Annotated in this window: 18 protein-coding genes; 11 read left to right on the forward strand and 7 right to left on the reverse strand. The window is 68.0% G+C overall.

Going from position 1 to position 15,323, the window contains the following annotated elements; translation table 11 throughout:
* Positions 1-4: 4 nt before the first annotated feature.
* Positions 5-838, reverse strand: coding sequence for a transporter substrate-binding domain-containing protein (locus QTI05_RS16520; RefSeq protein WP_286622265.1), 834 nt, complete (start codon positions 836-838; stop codon positions 5-7).
* Between the two features lie 185 nt (positions 839-1,023).
* On the opposite strand from QTI05_RS16520, the gene QTI05_RS16525 reads away from it, so the two are divergent.
* Genes QTI05_RS16525 through QTI05_RS16550 form a run of 6 tightly spaced genes read left to right on the forward strand, consistent with a single transcriptional unit; the run spans position 1,024 to position 6,566 of the window.
* Positions 1,024-1,332, forward strand: coding sequence for a (2Fe-2S)-binding protein (locus QTI05_RS16525; RefSeq protein ID WP_286622266.1), 309 nt, complete (start codon positions 1,024-1,026; stop codon positions 1,330-1,332).
* Positions 1,325-2,773 carry an FAD/NAD(P)-dependent oxidoreductase gene (locus QTI05_RS16530; RefSeq protein WP_286622267.1) on the forward strand — a complete coding sequence of 483 codons (1,449 nt, stop codon included), beginning with the start codon at positions 1,325-1,327 and terminating at the stop codon, positions 2,771-2,773. The genes QTI05_RS16525 and QTI05_RS16530 overlap by 8 nt, the downstream gene beginning before the upstream one ends.
* Positions 2,770-3,909 carry an NAD(P)/FAD-dependent oxidoreductase gene (locus tag QTI05_RS16535; RefSeq protein ID WP_286622268.1) on the forward strand — a complete coding sequence of 380 codons (1,140 nt, stop codon included), beginning with the start codon at positions 2,770-2,772 and terminating at the stop codon, positions 3,907-3,909. The genes QTI05_RS16530 and QTI05_RS16535 overlap by 4 nt, the downstream gene beginning before the upstream one ends.
* An 18-nt stretch (positions 3,910-3,927) precedes the next feature.
* A complete protein-coding gene (locus tag QTI05_RS16540; protein ID WP_286622269.1) occupies positions 3,928-4,863 on the forward strand; it encodes a dihydrodipicolinate synthase family protein in 936 nt (311 codons plus the stop codon).
* A 24-nt stretch (positions 4,864-4,887) separates the two neighbouring features.
* Positions 4,888-6,300 (forward strand): dihydropyrimidinase, encoded by a 1,413-nt coding sequence (gene hydA / locus QTI05_RS16545; protein WP_286622270.1) that lies wholly within the window; start codon positions 4,888-4,890, stop codon positions 6,298-6,300.
* Positions 6,301-6,308: 8 nt separating this feature from the next.
* Positions 6,309-6,566 (forward strand): FmdB family zinc ribbon protein, encoded by a 258-nt coding sequence (locus QTI05_RS16550; RefSeq protein WP_286622271.1) that lies wholly within the window; start codon positions 6,309-6,311, stop codon positions 6,564-6,566.
* Between the two features lie 16 nt (positions 6,567-6,582).
* Here the strand turns inward: QTI05_RS16550 and QTI05_RS16555 are convergent, their stop codons facing one another.
* Positions 6,583-7,263: a S1C family serine protease gene (locus tag QTI05_RS16555; RefSeq protein WP_286622272.1), complete on the reverse strand. Its 681-nt coding sequence runs from the start codon at positions 7,261-7,263 to the stop codon at positions 6,583-6,585.
* 127 nt (positions 7,264-7,390) lie between these two features.
* Positions 7,391-9,082: a SulP family inorganic anion transporter gene (locus QTI05_RS16560; protein WP_286622273.1), complete on the reverse strand. Its 1,692-nt coding sequence runs from the start codon at positions 9,080-9,082 to the stop codon at positions 7,391-7,393.
* Between the two features lie 241 nt (positions 9,083-9,323).
* On the opposite strand from QTI05_RS16560, the gene QTI05_RS16565 reads away from it, so the two are divergent.
* Positions 9,324-9,719, forward strand: coding sequence for a hypothetical protein (locus QTI05_RS16565; RefSeq protein ID WP_286546078.1), 396 nt, complete (start codon positions 9,324-9,326; stop codon positions 9,717-9,719).
* Here QTI05_RS16565 and QTI05_RS16570 read toward each other — a convergent pair.
* Entirely contained in the window at positions 9,694-10,086 is a 393-nt protein-coding gene (locus tag QTI05_RS16570; protein ID WP_286622274.1) for a DUF2501 domain-containing protein, read from the reverse strand. The two genes, QTI05_RS16565 and QTI05_RS16570, sit on opposite strands and share 26 nt — an antisense overlap.
* A complete protein-coding gene (locus tag QTI05_RS16575) occupies positions 10,086-10,916 on the reverse strand; it encodes an AraC family transcriptional regulator (protein WP_286622275.1) in 831 nt (276 codons plus the stop codon). The genes QTI05_RS16570 and QTI05_RS16575 overlap by 1 nt, the downstream gene beginning before the upstream one ends.
* 88 nt (positions 10,917-11,004) lie before the next feature.
* Here QTI05_RS16575 and QTI05_RS16580 point away from each other — a divergent pair, with 88 nt between their 5' ends.
* Together QTI05_RS16580 and QTI05_RS16585 are read left to right on the forward strand one after the other, a co-directional pair.
* Positions 11,005-12,258, forward strand: a complete 1,254-nt coding sequence (locus QTI05_RS16580) for an MFS transporter (protein WP_286622277.1) — start codon at positions 11,005-11,007, stop codon at positions 12,256-12,258.
* A 7-nt stretch (positions 12,259-12,265) separates the two neighbouring features.
* Positions 12,266-13,033: a sulfite exporter TauE/SafE family protein gene (locus QTI05_RS16585; RefSeq protein ID WP_286546083.1), complete on the forward strand. Its 768-nt coding sequence runs from the start codon at positions 12,266-12,268 to the stop codon at positions 13,031-13,033.
* A 1-nt stretch (position 13,034) separates the two neighbouring features.
* Here QTI05_RS16585 and QTI05_RS16590 read toward each other — a convergent pair whose 3' ends face one another.
* Positions 13,035-13,733, reverse strand: a complete 699-nt coding sequence (locus tag QTI05_RS16590) for an aquaporin (protein ID WP_286622278.1) — start codon at positions 13,731-13,733, stop codon at positions 13,035-13,037.
* 43 nt (positions 13,734-13,776) lie between these two features.
* The gene (locus QTI05_RS16595; protein ID WP_286622279.1) at positions 13,777-14,103 is read right to left on the reverse strand and encodes an ArsR/SmtB family transcription factor; all 327 of its coding nucleotides are present in this window, start codon (positions 14,101-14,103) and stop codon (positions 13,777-13,779) included.
* A gap of 29 nt (positions 14,104-14,132) precedes the next feature.
* On the opposite strand from QTI05_RS16595, the gene arsC reads away from it, so the two are divergent.
* Both arsC and arsH read left to right on the forward strand, forming a co-directional pair.
* The gene (gene arsC, locus QTI05_RS16600; protein ID WP_286622280.1) at positions 14,133-14,576 is read left to right on the forward strand and encodes an arsenate reductase (glutaredoxin); all 444 of its coding nucleotides are present in this window, start codon (positions 14,133-14,135) and stop codon (positions 14,574-14,576) included.
* The gene (gene arsH / locus QTI05_RS16605) at positions 14,542-15,279 is read left to right on the forward strand and encodes an arsenical resistance protein ArsH (RefSeq protein WP_286622281.1); all 738 of its coding nucleotides are present in this window, start codon (positions 14,542-14,544) and stop codon (positions 15,277-15,279) included. Before arsC ends, arsH begins: the two co-directional genes overlap by 35 nt.
* The last annotated feature ends 44 nt before the right edge of the window (positions 15,280-15,323 follow it).

Consider the following 15,323-nt stretch of genomic DNA (forward strand, 5'->3'; position numbering starts at 1 on the left):
GGCTTTACTTGTAGGTGGGCGCGCTGCGCGGGTCATGCAGCATCGGGCCGCCGAACCACTTCTTCCAGCGTTCGTCCACATAGCCGTTGCGATGCAGTTCCTTGACGGCGGCGCTGAGCTTTTCGCGCAGCGCGTCGTTGCCCTTCTGCACGCCGATGGCGCAGAAATAGACGTCGATAGGCGCGTCGACGATCCGCCAGTCGATCTTGTACTTGGCGGTGTGCTCGGTCATGAAGTCCATCACGTCGATCATCGCGTCGGCACGGCCCTGGGCGATGGCGCGCACTGCGTCGGGGTAGTTGTCGAGCAGCAGCAGCTGCGCCTTCGGCAGCTTTTCCTGCACCAGCTTGACCGGGGTGGCGCCGCGCACTTCGACCAGCCGCACGGCGGGGTCGTTGAGCTCCATGTAGTCCTTGTACGGCTTGGCCTTGGTCGTCAGAACGCCCAGCACCTCGGTGTGCAGCGGCACGGTGAAGTCGATGACCTTCTGGCGCTCGGCCGTGATCGTCATCGCGCCGAGCACGGCATCGATCTTGCCGCTGCTCACGAACGGAATGCGATCCGGCGAGCCGACCTGCACGATTTCGGTCTTGACGCCCAGCACTTCGCCGAGCTTCTTCGCGATGTCGACATCGAAGCCGTCGATCTCGTTCTTGTCATTGAAGATGCCCAGCGGCGGCAGCGTGGGGTTGACGCCGATCACCAGCTTCTTGCTGGCCACGATCTCGTCGAGCGTGCGCGCCGATACGGCAACCGGCAGGCCCAGCATGGCCGAACCCAGTGCCAGCGCGGCGCCCGCGAGCAGCGTGCGGCGCGCTGCGTTTCTGATGTGCTTCATCGAAATGTTCTCCGGAAAAGATGGATGGAAATGAACGGAAGGCAACGCAAGACAAGTGCCAGATTCTTCGGTGTCTGCAAAAAATATTACTCTTATATATGGAATGTATACAATAATTCGAATCGGGTCTACTCCTGATCCGAAGACCTGTTGCCGACTGAAATCCCTGCCTCATGACGCCTCCCATGCCTGTTCCCTCCCTGCGTGCGATCGGCAGCGTGCAGCGCGGCGCGCCGACCTTCTTCACGGTCGACGGCGTGGTGATCAGTGCGTTTGCGGGGGAGAGCGTGGCTTGCGCGCTGTGGGCTGCCGGCATGCGCGAACTGCGCCACAGTCCACGCGCCGACCTGCCGCGCGGCATGTTCTGCCTGATGGGTTCCTGCCAAGAGTGCCTGGTGTGGGTCGGCTTGCGCAAGCTGCCGTCGTGCCAGGTGCCGGTGAGCGAAGGGCTCGCGGTCGAGACCTTGCCGCATCGGGAGCGCCCGCGTGGTTGAGGGTGTGGGCCACGCGGTCGATCTGCTGGTCATCGGTGCCGGCCCGGCTGGCGCCCGCGCGGCGCTGCGTGCCCATGCCTGTGGATTGAAGGTTCTGCTGGTCGACGAGAACGTTGATGCCGGCGGGCAGGTCTATCGCCCGCTGCCGGTCGGCTTCTCGCGCAGCGCCGGCGCACCACGCTCGAAGGAGGCGCGGGCCGGTGACGACCTGCGCGCCGCGCTGCGAAACGCCGGCGTTGACTGCCGCTTCGGCCACAAGGTCTGGAACATCGGAACCGACCTGCGCACCGACCTGATCGGGCCGGACGGCTCGGCCAGCTGGCAGCCGCGCGCGCTGCTGGTCGCCACCGGCACCACCGAGCGTGTCGTGCCTTTCGAAGGCTGGACGCTGCCAGGCGTGATGGGCCTGGCCGCCGCGACCATCCTGCTCAAGTCGCAGAACATGCTGCCGGGTCGCCGCACGCTGGTGGCGGGCAGCGGCCCGCTGCTGCTGGCGGTGGCCGATGGCATCCTGAAGGCCGGCGGGGCAGTGGCGGCGGTGGTCGACCTGGCGAGCCGGGCCGAATGGCTGCGCGCGCTGCCCGCGCTCGCGGGCCGGCCCGACCTGCTGTGGCGGGGCCTGCAATGGCAGGCGAAGCTGCGGCTGGCCGGCGTGCCGGTGCTGTATCGCCATGGCGTGCATGCGGCCGAAGCGACGGACGACGGCCTGCGCGTGCACGTGCAGCCGGTCGATGCAACCGGGCGTCCGCTGGCCGACGGCGCGCGGCGCACGATCGAGGCCAACTGCCTCACGGTGGGCCATGGCCTGGTGCCGGCAACCGACGTGACGCGCCTTCTGCGCGCACGCCATCGCTATGCCGCCGAGCGCGGCGGCTGGATCGCCGAGACGGACGAAGACGGTCGCACTTCGGTTGCAGGCGTTTATCTGGCCGGCGATGGTGCCGGTATCGCGGGCGCTGCTGCGGCAGGCGCTCACGGTGAGCTGGCCGCGCTGGCCTGCGCCGCCGATCTCGGACGCATCGGCAAGGCGGCCCACGCGAACGAGCGGGCAGGGCTTCTGCGTGCCTGGACACGACCGGCGCGCTTCGGGCATGCCATGGCAGGTCTCATGGCCTTGCGCGAAGGCGCCGTCGCAGGTATTGCGGGCAGCACCATCGTGTGCCGTTGTGAAGACGTGACCCGCGCGGAGATCGATGCGGCAGCACGCGAAGGCGCGCGCGACCTGAACCAGCTCAAGGCCTGGACGCGCTGCGGAATGGGCCCATGCCAGGGCCGCAGCTGTGGCGATGTGACCGGCGCGCTGTTGGCCCCCCACGCCGGCAGCCGCGAGGCCGTGGGCTGCTTCACCGGCCGCGCGCCGTTGCGGCCGGTGTCGCTGGCCGAGGTCGCGGGCGACTACACCTACGCCGACATTCCGATTCCGAAAGCGGCGCCGCTGTGAGCACGGTGACCACCGGCTACGACGCGATCGTCATCGGCGGCGGCGTCATGGGCTGCTCGACCGCGCTGCATCTGGCACAGGGAGGCATGCGCGTTGCCGTGATCGACCGCGGACCCTTGTGCCGCGAGGCCTCTGGCGTCAACGCCGGCACGCTCACCCTGCACATGACCCGCGCTGCGCTGGTGCCATATGCGATGCGGGCCTGGCGCATGTGGATGGAGGCCGAGCAATGGCTCGGCATGGGCGTGCAGGCCACGCACGTGCCCGGCCTCACGCTGGCCTTCACCGAAGGCGAATGCGAGCTGGTCGAGCTGCGCGCGAAGGCGCGTCGCGAATACGGCGCGCCGATCGAAGTGATCTCGCCCGAACACGCACGCGAGATCGAGCCCGGCGTCCATCCCGACCTGCTGAAGGCCGGCTACTGCGAAATCGACGGCTTCGCCAGCGCCTACCTCACAGGCCGTGCCTTCCGCCATGCGCTCACGCGCGCGGGCGTCGGGGTGCTGGAGAACACGCCCGTCGATGCCATCGAATCCGGCGACGCCGGCCACACGGTGCGCTTCACCGGTGCGGCCGGCGCCGGCACGCTGCGCACGCGGCGCGTGGTGCTGGCCGGCGGTGTCTGGATCGAGGACATGCTGGCCTGGCTTGGTGTGCAGATCCCGATCAAGGTGCTGGTCAACCAGCTCATCGTCACCGAGCGCATCCGGCCGGTGATGCGCACGGTGCTCAGCGTGGCCAATGGTTTGCTTTCGCTCAAGCAGTTTGCCAACGGCACCGTGCTGATCGGCGGCGGCTGGCAAGGCGAGGGCGACCGCGTACGCGGCGGCGTCGAGGCGCGGCCGCAGAACCTGGTCGGCAACATGCGGCTGGCCGCCTATGCAGTGCCGGCGCTGGCCGAAGCGCGCGTGGCGCGCATCTGGCTCGGCCTCGAGGCCGAGACTGCCGACGCCATGCCGATCATTGGCGACGTGCCCGGTGTGCGCGACGCCTACGTGGTCGGCAGTGCGCATTCGGGCTACACCAGTGGCCCATTCATGGGCCGCATCCTGGCCCAGCACATCCTCGGCCAGATACCTGACCTGCCGTTGTTCGAACCCGCCCGCCTGCTGGGCATGCCGATGCCCGGCGCCTGAAACTGCTCTGCCCACGCCATGATCCCTGACCGCTCCAACGCCTTCCACGGCATCTACGCCGCCACGCTTTGCCCCTTGCTCGACGACGGGCGCATCGACGAGACCACGCTGGCGCGGCATCTGGAAGCCAACGCTTTCGTGCCCGGCATGGCCGGCCTGCTCATCAACGGCCATGCGGGCGAGAACTTCATGTTGTCGCGCGAAGAAAAGCGCCGCGTTGCCGAGATCGCGGCCGAGGTCTGCGGTCGTCGCTCCATCCTGGTGAGCGGAATCAACGCCGAAGACAGTTTCGAGGCGCAGCGCCATGTCGACGATGCAAAGGCTGCAGGCGCCGATGCGGTGCTGCTGTTCCCGCCGTTCTCCTGGGCGTTGTCGCAAGACGAGCACATGGCGGTCACGCACCACCGCATTGCCAACGCCAATGCGCAGATGCCGCTGATGCTCTACCAGGCCGGCGTGAATGCCGGTGCGATGGCCTACAGGCCCGAGGTGCTGGCCGAGCTCGCGCAACTGCCGCATGTGGTCGGCATCAAGGAGGGCAGCTGGGAAGCGGCCGCCTACGAGGCCAGCCTGCGACTGGTGAAGCGGGTGGCGCCGCACGTGGCGATGATGGCCTCGGGCGACGAGCACCTCTTCACCTGCTTCCTGGTCGGCAGCGAGGGCAGCCTGGTGAGCCTGGCGGCGGTCACGCCCGAACTCGTGATCGCGCTCGAGCAGGCGATCCGGCGCCAGGATCTCGACGAAGCCCGTCGCCTCAACGATCGCATCTACCCGCTCGCCAAGGCGATCTACGGCACGGCGCCGGGCGGCTACGCCACGGCACGCCTGAAGACCTGCCTGAAGCTGCTGGGCCGCATTCCGAGCGACACGATGCGCCTGCCGATGGGCCCGCTTCCTGCTGCGGAAGTGACTGCGCTGGAACGTGCGCTGGCCGCGGCCGGCGTGCACGCCTGACCCGCTTTTTTGGAGACCGACCCCATGTCCCGCAAGATCATCCGCAACGGCCGCATCGTCACCGCGGTCGACGACTACACCGCCGACATCCTGGTCGACGATGGCCGCATCGTCGCGATCGGCCTCGCGCTCGATGCCGGGCCCGATGCGCAGGTCATCGACGCGAAGGGCCTCATGGTGCTGCCCGGCGGCGTGGATTGCCACACGCACATGGACAACACCTTCGGTGCCTCGACCACCTGCGACAGCTTCGAGTCGGGCACGCGCTCGGCGGCGTTCGGCGGCACCACCACGATCGTCGACTTCGCGTTCCAGCGCAAGGAGGTGAGCGTGCTCGAAGCGATCGAGCGCACGCGCGAGAAGGGCGCGGCCGGCGCCTGCATCGACTATGGCTTCCACGTCATCGTGACCGGTGTCGACGCGCAGGCGCTGGCCGACATGCAGCACGCGATCCGGCACGAAGGCATCTCGAGCTTCAAGATGTTCATGGCCTACCCGGGCTCGGTGATGGTCGACGACGCAGCCATCTTTCAGGCCATGCGCATGGTCGGGCAGCACGGCGGCATGATCGCGCTGCATGCCGAGAACGGCACCATCATCGAGCTGCTGATCCAGGAGGCGCTGGCGCAGGGCCACACGGCGCCGAAGTACCACGCGCTGACACGCCCGGCGATCATGGAAGGCGAGGCCACGCACCGCGGCATCAAGCTCGCCGAACTGGCCGAGGCGCCGGTGTACTTCGTGCACCTGTCTGCCAAGGAGGCACTCAAGCATGTGGTCGAAGCGCGCGACATGGGCGTGCCGGTGTTCGCAGAGACTTGTCCGCACTACCTGTTCTTTGACGACAGCGCCTACGACAGCGACGACTTTGATCTGGCCCGCTACGTGATGAGTCCGCCGCTGCGCTCGAAGGAATCGCAGAAGGCGCTGTGGACGGCGCTGCGCACCGACGACCTGCAACTGGTGTCGACCGACCACTGCCCGTTCTGCATGAAGGAGGGGCACCTCGGCCGCATCAACCAGAAGCCCTACGGCCGCGACGATTTCTCGAAGATCCCGAACGGCGTGCCCGGCGTCGAGACACGCATGCCCACGCTGTACGACGGTGGCGTGCGCGCCGGCCGCATCTCGCTCAACCGCTTCGTCGAACTCACGTCGACCGCGCCGGCCAAGCTGTTCGGCATGTTCCCGAAGAAGGGCACCATCGCCGTCGGCAGCGATGCCGACCTCGTGCTGTTCGACCCCGACGCCCAGCATGTGATCTCGGCCGCAACGCAACACGGCAACGCCGATTTCACCTTGTTCGAGGGCAAGGCCGTCACCGGCAAGGTCTGCAAGGTGATGTTGCGCGGCGAACTGCTGGTCGACGGCGAGCAGTGGCTCGGCAAGCCCGGCGGCGGCCAGTTCGTGGCGCGCGGCGAGTCGGGCGGCTGGTAGGCGAGACGATGCCGCTCTACAGCTACGCCTGCGCCGAATGCGGGCCGTTCACGGCGCTGCGGTCGATCGCCGACTTTCGCGAGCCCGCGCCGTGTCCCGCGTGCGGTGCTGCGTCGGGCCGGGTGCTGTCGGCGCCCGCGCTGCTGGGGCGCACGCAGCGCCGTGCGCCGGGCAGCCCGATGGCCGGGCCTTCGTACCAGCGGCTGTCGCAGCATGGTGGTGGCTGCGGTTGTTGCGCCCCGGCCCGCGCGCAGGGCGGGCGATAGCGGCGCATTGCGGCGCTCAGCGCTTCGTGGCGACCGTGGTCGGCTGCGCGGCTGCAGCCGCTGGGGCCGAGATTTCGATCGTGAGTTCGACGATCGATCCTTCACGCCATACGCGCAGCGGCGCGCGGTAACCGGGCGCCATCAGGCCGACGATGGACTTCAGCTCGGTGGGGGTCTGTACCCGCTGCCCCGCAATTTCGACGATCACATCGCGTTCGCGCAGGCCTGCCGGCCCGGCCGGTGCGACCACGAGCGCGCCGCGCGGCGCGTCCATGCCCAGCGTGCGGGCCACCGCAGGTGTGACGGGCTCGAGCTGAACGCCGAGTTGGCCGCTGGCCGCCGACTTCGCTGCCGCTGCAGCCGCGACGGCGCGCGGGTCGTCACAGCCTTTTTCGCGCTGCACCTGCTCGATTGCGCTGACATGCCAGCCGTAGACCGTGTGCGTGAAGCCGGCCGTGATGCGGTAACCGTGTTGCATTGCGGGCAGAAAGCGCGCCAGCATCTCGCAGTCGTTGCCCCGGTAGTCGGCGGGGGCCGCATTCACGCGTTCGGGCGTTTGCGCAGCCAGATCGACCGGCATGTCCAGCCGGGTGCGCTCACCCGGTGCGCCGCAGGCCGACAGCAGGCCGAGCACTGCCAGCGTGCAGCACAAAACGGGACGCCGGAGCGCTGAAAGAGGAGTCGATGTCGGGTGCATGGTCATCGGAGGCCGTCGCGCAATTTTCGTTCCGCGGCTCGGCGCGGGGCATTGCACGTGCGGCATAGACGCCGGGAAAAAGTAGCGGGTGCGCGCAATTTCGCACGGCCGCGGCAGGACGAGTGGCCTATGCCGCGGGCGCGTCAGTGCTCTTGAGTGCCGTCAGCGCCTCCGCGTCGGTCCGGTAGCTGAAGAACATCGGCCCCGGCGCCAGCAGCCCCGCACGGTCGAGCACCTGCTGCGCCGGCAGCTTGAGGCCGCTCAGGTGCAGGCGCACGCCCTTGCTTTCGAGCAGGCGCCGGATCGCGCCAAACACCTCGGCGCCGGTGATGTCGATGCGGTTGATCGGCTGCGCGAACAGGCAGACGTCGGTCAGGCCCGGCTGCGCCGCGAGTTGCTCGGCGATCGCGCGCTCGAGCGTGCTGGCCGAGGCGAAGTCGAGTTCGGCGTCCATGCGCAGCGCGTACAGGTCGGGTGCCAGCGGCGGCAGGTGCCACAGGTGGCGATCGCGCAGGCTGCCGTCGCCGTGCAGGCCGACTTCGATGATCCGCGGGTGCAGGTGCCGGTACATGTAGTTCGCCAGGCTGGCCAGCAGGCCACCGAGCACGCCCCAGTAGATCGACGGCGCGGTCGCGAGGGTGAGCACAAAGGTCGCCAACGCGATGCCGGCCTCCACGCGCGATATGCGCCACAGCATGAGAAAGCTGCGTGGCCTGATCAGCCCGAAGATGGCCGTCATCACCACCGCGGCCAGCACCGCCTGCGGCAGGTGGTACAGCAGCGGCATGAGCCACAGCAGCGCGATCGCGACCACCACCACGCTGAACAGCGTGGCCCAGCCGGTTTGCGCGCCCGCGTAGAGCGTGATGGCCGAACGCGAGAACGACGAACTGGTCGGGAACGCGCCGGTGAGGCCCGAGGCGATCTTGGCCAGGCCCTGGCCGATGAGATCCTGGTTTTCGTTCCAGAGCGTGCCGGCGCGCGCGTTGTCGATCTTGGCGCTCGATGCGGTTTCCAGAAAGCTCACCAGCGTGATCATGAGCGCCGGCAGCAGCAGCGCGCCCAGGGTCGACAGCGGCACGCCACCGGGCCAGTAGAACGAGGGCAGGCCCGAGGGCAAAGCGCCCACCACCGCGCCGCCGAGCAGCGCATAGCTCAGCGCCCAGCTCAGCGTTGCGGCGCCGGCGACCAGCGCCATCGTGGTGGGGAAGCGCGGCAACCAGCGCTTGCCGAGCCACAGCACCGCCATGCTGCCGACGCCGAAGGCCATCGCTGTCCAGTCCGGCGGCGGGCCGCCTTGCAGCACCTGCAGGATCGTGCGGCCGGTGAAACCCATCAACGACGGCAATTGCGACACCGCGATCAGGATTGCCGCACCCTGGGTGAACCCGGTGAGCACCGGCGAATTCACAAGCCGCAGCAGCCAGCCGAAGCGCCCCGCCCCAATCAGGATCTGGATGCCGCCCGACAGCAGCGTGAGCCAGACCGCCATCGCCACCCATTCGGCGCTGCCCGCCACGGCGAGCGGCGCGAGCGAGGCGCCGACCAGCAGGCTGGTGAGTGCGGTCGGCCCCACCGACAGGCGCTGCGACGAACTGAACAACACCGCCACCAGCGCCGGCCAAAGCGCCGCGTAGACGCCCGTGACCAGGGGCATGCCGGCCAATGCGGCATAGGCAACGCCTTGCGGAATCACCATCAGCGCGACCGTGATGCCGGCCAGCGCTTCGTTGTACAGCAGGGCGCGGCTCGGGCGTGGCCAGGCAAGGCAGGGCATCCAGCGCGCGAGGCGCTGCCGCAGTGTGAGAATGGGGGCCATCGAATTCATAGCTGCTCGCGCCTGATGCCGTGGCCCTGGCTGAGAAGCGCGAAGTGGACAAATTGTACAAACCGGCGCCCCAAAATTCTGGCCTTCGCACGTGCAGATGTACTTTGCGCCTACACGCTGAGCGCCGGGATTGCGGCATGCTGGCCGAATGTTCCGCTGGATGCTCCCCACTTGGTCGGCTGCGCGTTCGGAGCCTGATCGCTTCGGCGTTTATCGGCCCACACTCTCGACCTTGCCCCTGACATCGGTGCCGCTCGCCCACGCGCTGGTGCACGGGGTGGCCGGCATCGACGATGCGTTGCGGCATTGGCTCGACACCCACCTGGCGGCGCGGGCGCCCACGGCGCTCGGGCAGCCTGCCTCACGCGCCGTCGTCGCGGTCTGGCATGCGCTGCAGGATGCGCGCGCCACGGGGCTTCCGGTTGCGGCCGACGCCGACTGGGCGCTGCTCTGTGCCATCGGCCGCCAACACGCTGCAGTGGAGGCCATGCGCTTCGTGCTGCGCGTTCACGCGGTCACCGTGGAATGGGGCCTTCCGGGTGCCGACGACGCTGCGCGTGCACTCGCCTCGCCGATCGCCCAGCCCGGCTCGCCCGACGGCGTTACACCAGCGACGACGCGTTCTTGAGCACGTAGTCGCAGGCCTTGGTCTTGAGCTTGCCCGACACGGCCTTCAAGTTCAGCGACTTGCCGTCGCCACCCTGCAGCAGTCCCTTGGCGCCGTTCGCATAGCCGGCTTGCTGCTGCTTCTGCCCGGTGATCTTGCTGAGCAGCTTGTCCTTGACGGAGGCGGCATCGCTGCCCAGATAGTTGTTCTTCACGCAGTACTGCAGAACGCCGGCGGCGTTGCCGATGGTGCTGGCGCCGACGGCCGGCATCGCGTAGTTGCCGGCCTGGCTTTTCAGGTCGCCGAGCAGGTTGGCGTGGGCCGTCGACGACGCGCCAGCAGCGAGCAGGGCAAGGGCGGCGAGGGTGTTGCGAAAGTGAGTGTTCATCAGAGCCTCTTCTTGTGTTGAAACGCGGTCGGTGATTGTCCTGTCGCGGCCTTGAACATCGCACAGAACGCGCTGTCGGTTGCATAGCCGCTGGCAGTCGCAACCTGGCTCACCGGCATGCCGCGCGCCAGCAGCGGCAGCGCATGGGCCATCACGGCCTGCTGGCGCCATTGCTGCCAGCTCATGCCGAGCTGGTCGCGAAACATGCGCGCCACGGTGCGTTCGCTGGCACCGATGACGGCGGCGCGTTCGGCCAGCGTTGCGCGGTTCGCGGGGTTGCGCAGCAGCGCCTCGCACAACTGGCGCAGTCGCTTGTTGGCGGGCAGCGGCACGTCGATGCGGATCTGCGTAGCGCGCTCCAGTTCGTTCACCAGCAGTGGGGCGATCCAGCGCTCGCGTTGCGCCGCCTGCGAGTCGCGGGGCGGCAGGCCGTCGGGCGTGGTGTCGAGCGCCAGCATCAGTGCGCGCAGCAGCGGGCTGATCTCGAGCACTTCGCATTTCTCCCAGCCCGGCGCGATCCAGCCGTGCAGGTACACCGTGCGAAGCTCGGCGTCTTCGATCAGGGTGATGCTGTGCGGCATGTCGGCCGGCACCCAGAGCGCGCGCGAGGGCGGCACGATGTAGCTGCCGTCTTCGGTGCTGAGGCGGATCACGCCGCGCGTCGAAAACGTGAGCTGCGGCCACGGGTGCTGGTGCAGCTCGACCAGCGTGTCGGCCTTCAGGAAGTGTTCCTTGGCACGCAGCGGGCGCACCGCGTCGGGCGCATAGAGGTGCGGCGTCAGGGGTCCGACGCTCAGGGTCGGTGCGGCGAAAGTCTCAGCGCTTGGCATGGTTGCGACAAATGTTGTCTATCTATCGCCATTCTGACGCCGTTGCCGCGACTAGCATCAAAGCCCGCCCCCCAATTTGTAGCCAGACATGACGACCGCCACCAACTCCACCGCTTCGGGCGGCCCTACTTTGCAGGCGGACGCCAAGCTCATCGGGCTGGTGGGTCTGGCGCATGCGATCAGCCATTTCAGCCAGCTCGTGTTGGCGCCGCTGTTCCCCTGGCTCAAAGACGCTTTCGACGTGAGCTACACCGAGCTGGGCGCAGTGCTCACAGTGTTTTTCGTGGTGTCCTGCATCGTGCAGGCGGCCTCGGGTTTCATCGTCGACAAGCTCGGCCCGCGGCCGGTGCTGTTCGTCGGGCTCGGGCTGCTGGCGCTGGCGGCCATTGGCTACTCGATGGCGCAGAGCTACTGGATGCTGCTGGCCTGCGCGATGGTCGCGGGCGTCGGCAACGGCGTGTTCCATCCGGTCGACTACACGCTGTTCAACCGCAAGGTGGCGCCGACGCGGCTCGGCCATGCCTACAGCGTGCATGGCATCACCGGCAGCCTGGGCTGGGCCCTGGCGCCGGCTTTCGTGGTGCCGATCGCGATCGCCTATTCGTGGCGCGTGGCGCTGGCTTCTGCAGGCGTGGTGGCGCTGGGGGTGCTGCTGGTGCTGTGGCTCAACCGCAGCGTGCTCGCGCTCGACGTGAAAGCCGTGCACAAGGCGACCGGGCAGGGCGAGCCGGCAGCGGTCGGCGGCGAGTTCGACTTTCTGCGCATCCCGGCGGTGTGGATGTGCTTCGGCTTTTTCTTCTTCTACGCGATGGTGATCAGCATCGTGCAGACCTTCGCACCGGTGGCGGCCGGCCATCTGCATGCGGTGCCGGTGGCACTGGTGGCGGTGTGCCTGACGGTCTACATGGTGGCGAGCGCGGCCGGCATGGTGGTGGGCGGATTTCTTGCGTCGGATCCGTCGCGCTGCGAGCGCATCGTGGGTGCCGGCTTCGGCATCGCGGCGCTGCTGGCGCTGGTGCTCGCCTTCGCCAGCTTTCCGGCGGTGCTGGTGCCGGTGCTGTTCGGCGCGATGGGGTTTGCCTCGGGCATTGCGGGGCCGTCGCGCGACCTGCTGGTCAAGAAATCGACGCCGCCCAATGCCACCGGTCGCGTCTACGGCGTGGTCTACGCGGGGCTCGACATCGGGCAGGCCGTGGCGCCGCTGATCTTCGGGCGGCTGATGGACCACGGCCAGTACCTGAGCGTGATCCTCGGGTTGGCGCTGGTGCAGGGCGTGCTGATCGCCAGCGCCTTCAATGTGCGGCGGGTGCGGCGCACGGCGCTCGTTCCGGTCTCCGCCTGAGCGGCCGTTGAGCGGCACCTCGCTCTACCTGGTCGTCGCGCTCGGCGCGGTGGTCGCGGGCTTCGTGCAGGGGCTGTCGGGCTTCGCCTTCGGGCTGGTCGCGATGTCGTTCTGGGCCTGGGCGGTCGATCCGAAGCTGGCCGCCGTGCTCGCCACTTTCGGCGCGCTCTGCGGGCAGGTGATCGCTGCGGTGACCGTGCGGCGCGGCTTCGACAAGCGGCTGCTGCTGCCCTTCGTGCTGGGTGGACTGGTCGGTGTGCCGATCGGCATCTGGCTGCTGCCGCGGCTCGATGTGGCGCTGTTCAAGGCTTGCCTGGGCGGGCTGCTCGTGCCATGGTGCCTCGCGATGCTGTTCGCGCGCAAGCTGCCGCGCGTCACATGGGGCGGGCGCGTGGCGGACGGCGTTTCGGGCTTCCTGGGCGGCATCTGCGGCGGTGTCGGCGGCTTCACCGGGCCGGTGCCCACGCTCTGGTGCACGCTGCGCGGACTCGAAAAAGACGTCCAGCGATCGGTGGTCCAGAACTTCAATCTCTCCATGCTCGCCGTCGCGTTCGCGCTGCAGATCGGCGCTGGCAACGTGGCCGTCGCGATGCTGCCGATGCTGGGCATCGTCGCGGTCTGCGTGCTGGTGCCGGTGTTGCTCGGTGCGCGGCTCTACATCGGCATCAGCGACGCCGCGTTCCGCCAGATCGTGCTGGGGCTGCTCACGGCATCGGGCGTCGCGCTGCTGGCGTCGTCGCTGCCGGTGCTCTGGCTCCGGTGGAGTGCGGGTTGACCTACCGCCGCTGACCGGACGACTCGATCACGTTGGGATGCCCTGCAGGGTGCCGGCGCGGCTCCAGGGCGTTGTGAATCGCCAGCCCGATGGCCGCACCGATCAACTCGGCCAGCGCGAAGCCCGGCGCGCTGGCGGGCGCAATGCCGGCAAAGCTGTCGCTGAACATGCGGCCGAACACCGCAGCCGGATTGGCGAACGAGGTGGATGCGGTGAACCAATAAGCCGCGCCGATGTAGGCCGCGACCATCGCGCTGGCGCGGCCCGCCGGCGCGCGCAGGATCACCAGCAACAGTCCGGCAGTGGCCACGGCCTCGGCGATCCATTGGCCCGCGCCGCTGCGCACCTTGGCCGAGAACTGCAGGATGCCCATGTCGAACATCGCGTGCGCCAGCCAGGCACCGAGCAGCGCGCCGACGAGCTGCGCCACGATGTAGGGCGCCAGGCTCGCTGCGGGCAACTCGCGCCGCCATGCCATCACGGCACTGACCGCCGGGTTGAAGTGCGCGCCGCTGATCGGGCCGAACACCTCGATCAGGATGTACAGCCCACCGACAGTCGCCAGGGTGTTCGCCAACAACGCGATGGCGACGTTGCCGCCAGACAGACGCTCAGCCATGATGCCCGAGCCGATCACCACGGCCAGCAGCAATGCGGTGCCCAGTGCTTCTGCCAGCAGCTTGCGAGGAAGATCGCTCATGCCGCCGGCTCTGCGAAATCGCAGCGCTTCATGGGGATCTCCTTCAGCAGGCACATGCCTTGTTGGTGGATTCGACAGCGCAGGCTTCGCCGGCGCAGCAGTTCTCGGTCAGGTAGCCCACCAGGGCATTCATCTGGTCGAAGGCCGTGCGGTAAATCAGGTTGCGGCCATTGCGCTCTTGCGTCACAAGACCCGAATGGGTCAGCTCCTTGAGGTGGAACGACAGGCTGGTGCCGGCCACGTTCAGGGCTTCGACCAGCGCACCGGGGGTCAGCCCGTCGGGGCCCGCCACCACGAGTGCGCGGAACACCTGCAGGCGCACGGGTTGGGCCAGGGCCGCTAGGGATCTGACGACTTCTTGTTCTTCCATATTTCAATATTAATTGCATAATAGAAGTCATGCAATCAGTACCTTCCATCACGATCTTTCACAACCCGAACTGCGGCACTTCGCGCAACACGCTGGCTCTGATCCGCAACAGCGGTGACGAGCCCGAAGTCATCGAGTACTTGAAGACCCCACCGGGCAAACCGAAGCTGCAGACGCTGATCCAGGCCATGGGTATTCCGGTGCGGGCGCTGCTCCGCAAAAAGGGCACGCCCTATGACGAGTTGGGCCTCGCGGATCCGAAATGGACCGACGAGCAGTTGCTTGACTTCATGGTTGAACATCCGATCCTGATGAACCGCCCCATCGTGGTCACGCCGCTGGGCACCCGCTTGTGCCGGCCTTCCGAGGTGGTGCTCGACATCCTGCCGTCGCCGCAGAAGGGCCCGTTCACCAAAGAGGACGGCGAAGTGGTGATCGATGCGCAGGGCCGTCGTGTCAGTCGCACGGCTTGATCTTCCGAACGTCGACGCGGAGCTGTTCGAGCGGCCTTCGATGGAGCGCTTGGTCAGTGCCGCGCCGGCGCGGCACGCGCCACGGTTTCTGCTGCTCTACGGCTCGCTGCGCGAGCGATCCTTCAGCCGGCTGTTAACCGAAGAAGCGGCCCGCCTGCTGGAGGCCATGGGTGGCGAGGTGCGCATCTTCAACCCCACCGGGCTGCCCTTGCCGGACAGCGTGCCGGCGGATCACCCGAAGGTGCAGGAACTGCGCGAACTGGCGCAATGGGCCGAGGGCATGGTCTGGTGCTCGCCGGAGCGCCATGGCGCGATGACCGGGATCATGAAGGCGCAGATCGACTGGATTCCACTGAGCATCGGCGCCGTGCGGCCGACCCAGGGCAAGACGCTGGCGGTGATGGAGGTGTCCGGCGGCTCACAGTCCTTCAATGCCTTGAACCAGCTGCGCGTGCTGGGCCGCTGGATGCGCATGCTGACGATTCCCAATCAGTCATCGGTGGCCAAGGCCTTTCTCGAGTTCGACGAGGCTGGCCGGATGAAGCCCTCTGCGTACTACGAGCGCGTGGTCGACGTGATGGAGGAGCTTTTCAAGTTCACCTTGCTGACGCGCGACGTGGCGCCTTACCTGGTGGATCGCTACAGCGAGCGCCGGGAGAGTGCCGAGGCCCTTTCAAAGCGTGTCAACCAGCGCTCGATCTGAACCTTTCTCGTTGCACTTGCGACGTGTGGTGGCCATGCAGGTCG

Source organism: Variovorax fucosicus (genome assembly GCF_030316825.1).
GTDB classification, from domain to species: domain Bacteria; phylum Pseudomonadota; class Gammaproteobacteria; order Burkholderiales; family Burkholderiaceae_C; genus Variovorax; species Variovorax fucosicus.

Coding starts and splice junctions, on each gene's coding strand:
- QTI05_RS16520 (WP_286622265.1), bottom strand. CDS start 838: ATGAAGCACATCAGAAACGCAGCGCGCCGCACGCTGCTCGCGGGCGCC.
- QTI05_RS16525 (WP_286622266.1), top strand. CDS start 1,024: ATGCCTGTTCCCTCCCTGCGTGCGATCGGCAGCGTGCAGCGCGGCGCG.
- QTI05_RS16540 (WP_286622269.1), top strand. CDS start 3,928: ATGATCCCTGACCGCTCCAACGCCTTCCACGGCATCTACGCCGCCACG.
- hydA (WP_286622270.1), top strand. CDS start 4,888: ATGTCCCGCAAGATCATCCGCAACGGCCGCATCGTCACCGCGGTCGAC.
- QTI05_RS16550 (WP_286622271.1), top strand. CDS start 6,309: ATGCCGCTCTACAGCTACGCCTGCGCCGAATGCGGGCCGTTCACGGCG.
- QTI05_RS16555 (WP_286622272.1), bottom strand. CDS start 7,263: ATGCACCCGACATCGACTCCTCTTTCAGCGCTCCGGCGTCCCGTTTTG.
- QTI05_RS16560 (WP_286622273.1), bottom strand. CDS start 9,082: ATGGCCCCCATTCTCACACTGCGGCAGCGCCTCGCGCGCTGGATGCCC.
- QTI05_RS16570 (WP_286622274.1), bottom strand. CDS start 10,086: ATGAACACTCACTTTCGCAACACCCTCGCCGCCCTTGCCCTGCTCGCT.
- QTI05_RS16575 (WP_286622275.1), bottom strand. CDS start 10,916: ATGCCAAGCGCTGAGACTTTCGCCGCACCGACCCTGAGCGTCGGACCC.
- QTI05_RS16580 (WP_286622277.1), top strand. CDS start 11,005: ATGACGACCGCCACCAACTCCACCGCTTCGGGCGGCCCTACTTTGCAG.
- QTI05_RS16590 (WP_286622278.1), bottom strand. CDS start 13,733: ATGAGCGATCTTCCTCGCAAGCTGCTGGCAGAAGCACTGGGCACCGCA.
- QTI05_RS16595 (WP_286622279.1), bottom strand. CDS start 14,103: ATGGAAGAACAAGAAGTCGTCAGATCCCTAGCGGCCCTGGCCCAACCC.
- arsC (WP_286622280.1), top strand. CDS start 14,133: ATGCAATCAGTACCTTCCATCACGATCTTTCACAACCCGAACTGCGGC.
- arsH (WP_286622281.1), top strand. CDS start 14,542: ATGCGCAGGGCCGTCGTGTCAGTCGCACGGCTTGATCTTCCGAACGTC.